We start from the raw sequence: 1,241 nt of genomic DNA on the forward strand, positions 1-1,241 counted from the left end.
GTAGATACCGTCTTGCTCCCTACCGCGCAAGCGCCAGTTTGGGTTCGAAGGGCTGGCCGGATTTGAGTACTCCATAGGCGATGTGCAGCAGCTTGCGCATCGCCGCGCAGACGATCTGTTTGCCGCGCTTGCCACGGCTCCTCAGGCGCTCCGCCAGGGCCTTGATGGCGGGGTTGTGCTGCATGGCCGAGATGGCCGGCATGTACAGCCGGCTGCGCAGGAAGCCCGAGCCGATGCGCGAGATGGGCGTCGGCCCTTGATACTCCCCCGATTGGTCTGGCCGGGGCGTCAGCCCGGCAAAGGCCGCCACGGCCTTGGCGCTGCGAAACGCCAGCGGATCCCCCAGTTCGCCCAGTAGCAGGGCGGCTGTCTGGTCGCCGAAGCCCTTGATGCTGGTCAGCAGCTCCTTGCGTTGGCGCAGGTCCGGATCGTTGTCGATGTGATCCTCGATGGCCTTCAGGGTGCGGCGGATTTCCTCCTCGATGTGGCGCAGCACGGTGTGGATCGAGTCCTGAATATTCGCGTCGGCGCTCTCCAGGCGATTGCGCTCCATCTGTTCCATCTCGCGCAGGTCCGCCAGACGGCGCACCAGCGCACGCAGGCGCTTCTGGGCCGGCGGTTCAGGTTGCCAGAGTCGCAGCCGCGATTTGGCCAGTTGGTCCTGACCGAAGCCGGCAATCAGCTTGGCATCCGTCTTGTCGGTCTTGCCCCGCGACAGCTGAGTCTTGGCATAGGCGGCGGTCTGCGCCGGATTGACCACGCTGACGCGATAGCCCCGCTCGAACAGGCAGGTGGCTAATGCCTCGTGGTAAATGCCGGTAGCCTCCATGACGATCCAGGCATCGGGTCCGGCGTGTTTCTCCAGCCACTCGCACAACTGGGCAAAGCCGCTGGGATCGTTGGCCAGCCTGCTGCGTGTGCGGTACTTGCCGTTGGGCTGGAGGGTGGCGATATCGAAGGTGTGTTTGGCAACGTCGATGCCCACAACGGCGACCATGTTGAACTCCTGGAATGAAACGATGACAGGATCATCACTGCATCCGGTCCAACCTTGCTTATGCGAGCTCACGCCACGGGCAGGCCCTGGATACCGTTCGGACTTGGCGGATGAGTGTGGAAGGGGGCAGAACTCTCTACGTCGCAGGCTCGAAGCCCTAGGGCGGTCGCGTCTTGCACTCCCTTCCCCCGATGATCAGTCGGGGACTATCGCCTCAAAAAGGTCGGTAGTCGAGATACAAGGG

General features: G+C 63.4%; 1 protein-coding gene. It reads right to left on the bottom strand.

Translation table 11 applies throughout. The features are described from left to right. Positions 1 to 19: 19 nt before the first annotated feature. Positions 20 to 997, bottom strand: coding sequence for an IS110 family transposase (locus tag AS93_RS0110320; protein WP_027590542.1), 978 nt, complete (start codon positions 995 to 997; stop codon positions 20 to 22). Positions 998 to 1,241: the final 244 nt, after the last annotated feature.

This window comes from Pseudomonas sp. RL, assembly GCF_000647775.1.
Classification (GTDB): Bacteria; Pseudomonadota; Gammaproteobacteria; order Pseudomonadales; family Pseudomonadaceae; genus Serpens; species Serpens flexibilis.

Coding starts and splice junctions, on each gene's coding strand:
- AS93_RS0110320 (WP_027590542.1), bottom strand. CDS start 997: ATGGTCGCCGTTGTGGGCATCGACGTTGCCAAACACACCTTCGATATC.